Raw genomic sequence first — 2,502 nt, 5'->3', positions numbered from 1 at the left:
CCCCCACGCAACACCACAGGACACCGAAAACACCGGGGTGGACCTGACCACCCTCAGCGGCACAGACGTCCCCATCTCACCCGACGTGGACACCACACCCCTCCAGCCGTCCCAGCCCACCCCCCCGGCCACCGAAACAGCCGCCACGCTCACAGAAACCGACCTCAGCCTGGTGGTGTCGAGTTTCAACACGGAATGGGCACATCTCACCGGAAAGACAGGCGAGACTCCCGGCGTCTCCCGAGAGGAAGTGAGAGCCGCACACGACACCGAGTTCTCGGGAAATCACAAGCACGCCACGCTTCAGCAGCGCGGTGAGCAGTTGGCACGACTTTATTTGAATGGCAGAACCGCCGGCTTGCGCGGTGGAGCACCAAGCAGCGAGCCGACAAACCAGCAGAACGACGGGCCATCCGGATCCAGCCAGCCAACCCTGGACGCCCCGTCCGCCAGTGACGCCCTTCCCGCCTATGCCCCGGCGGCGACTACCTCCGACTCGCTCGTGACCAATTTCAGGCGCGCACTGTGGTCTGTACCTGACGTACTAATGAACAGGCTCCTGGGCTACGAGTGGTTTAGCGTGTCTGACGCCGCCGCTCTTCGGAGATCTCTGCACCTCAAACGGGGCGCGCCCACTGTGGCCATGCTGGAACTGATAGAAACCATCGAAAATGTTCCCTCCGACATGGCGACCCTGTCGAAACAGAACAGCCTCACCAAGCAACAGCTTTACTCGCTGTCGATCCGCGCCCAGGCCGATCCCCGTCACCTTACGACAGTCATGGCCCAGTCAACCCTTACCCCATACGACAAATGGTGGGAATACCTGGGCATATTCCAGGCGGCGATAAAGCAGATTTATCCAGCCATCAGCATTACCAACAATAAGCGCGGTCATGCCTGGTTGTTCGCAATCGGAGACGCATACAAACTAGATCTCAATGAACTCCACAGGCTGGCCGCTGTGCTCGGCGAGCATGACGTGCCTGCCTTTACCCCCGTCAATGATCCGCTTATTTCCGAGGCGGCGATGCTGATCAAGCACCCGGGGTATCTCCCCCCTGACTTGATGCCGAGCAGCCAGACATCCAGCTCCTTGGACGGCCTCAGCACCCTGGGCGGGCGCAGCTCCGAGACCCCACCTGTCGCAGACACCACACTCACTAGGGACAGGGACTCCGTCTACGGCGTCGCCCCCACCAGTCCGAACGAACTCACGCTCGGGCAGCCACAAACCCCGGGCACTCCAGCCGAGCCCGCACCCGGGAACGCGACAGACTCCCGCGGCGCCCCAGTGGAGCCCACCACCACGGACATTCCGTCCGCCGACACGACCGGATCCGCCCAGACCGGCCAGCCCGATCCCCGCGACTTGGTGCGTCGTGGCGCTATCAAGCGGAAGGGCCGATACAAAGCCGGCGCGTCTGGGGCCGGTGGCGGTCCTTCTGCATCTCGCTCCACCGACACGACGAATACGTCCACAGCCGGGCCGTCCAATACGCGCACGGACGGTGCCTCGGGCGGCCGTGCGAGTGATGACCACTGGAACTCGGCCCGGAACGCTGCCCCCGCCCACCCGGACGCAACACCGCAGGACACCGAAAGCACCGTGGTGGACCTGACCACCCTCAGCGGCACAGACGTCCCCATCTCACCCGACGTAGACACCACACTCCTCCAGCCGTCCGCCGACGCCGGGGCACGGGCGTTCGTGCCGGAGTTCACCCAGGCGCTCGACTCCTCGTCCGACCAACTCGCCGACGAGTGGAGCACGCAGCGGGTACAGGCCCGGCCCGCCTATGTCGTCACCGAGATCTACGATCCCTCGGTCGATCCCCTCACGAGCAGTACGGAAGGACAACTCGCCGGCACCGCCACCCAGATCGCCATGGCCGTCCGCCGGATCGAGGCACGCAACGGCAAGTGGGTCCGCGACATCTCGGTGACCCTTCCGGTCGCGTTCGGCGAGGGTTTCACCACCCAGACCGACCCGGAGAACACAGACCTGGCGAACCTGAAGGACGACCTCAACAAGGCGCTGGACACATACATCAACCACCAGTTCCTGCTGCCCGTGTCGAACGACCAGCTCCACATCACCGTCGACTTCGTCCATCAGCCCGACCATCAGCGAGCGGTCACCCTGACCCGCAGCGAGCGGCCCGAACGCTCCAGCCAGACCGCATTCCACCTGCATCCCCACGGCCCCGACGGCCACCTCCAGTCCCAGGACGCCCACTCCCTGCTGCACGAAATCCTGCACTACACCGGTGTCACCGACCGCTACCCCGACACCTCCACTCTCTTCCGCGCAGGCAACCGCAACATCCACTCCACCGGCCTGATGGCCGCCGACACCACTCCCCAGTCCAAGGCGATCCCCACCGTCTACCTCACCCAGATCGAAACCGCCACCACCAGCGGTCCACCTCTGTACGACCACCCCTACACCCCCGCCCCCACGGATCAGGAAACCGGCGAGAAAAACGCCCCCCAGCCGCG

1 protein-coding gene is annotated in these 2,502 nt (G+C 64.5%); it reads left to right on the top strand.

All coding sequences use genetic code 11. The features are described from left to right. Positions 1-85: 85 nt before the first annotated feature. Positions 86-2,502, top strand: a 2,417-nt coding sequence (locus KUM32_RS27975) for a hypothetical protein (protein ID WP_217144755.1), incomplete at its 3' end; no start/stop codon positions are given.

The sequence above is a fragment of the Streptomyces sp. AC627_RSS907 genome, from assembly GCF_019049165.1.
This window is presented reverse-complemented; position numbering and strand designations above follow the sequence as displayed.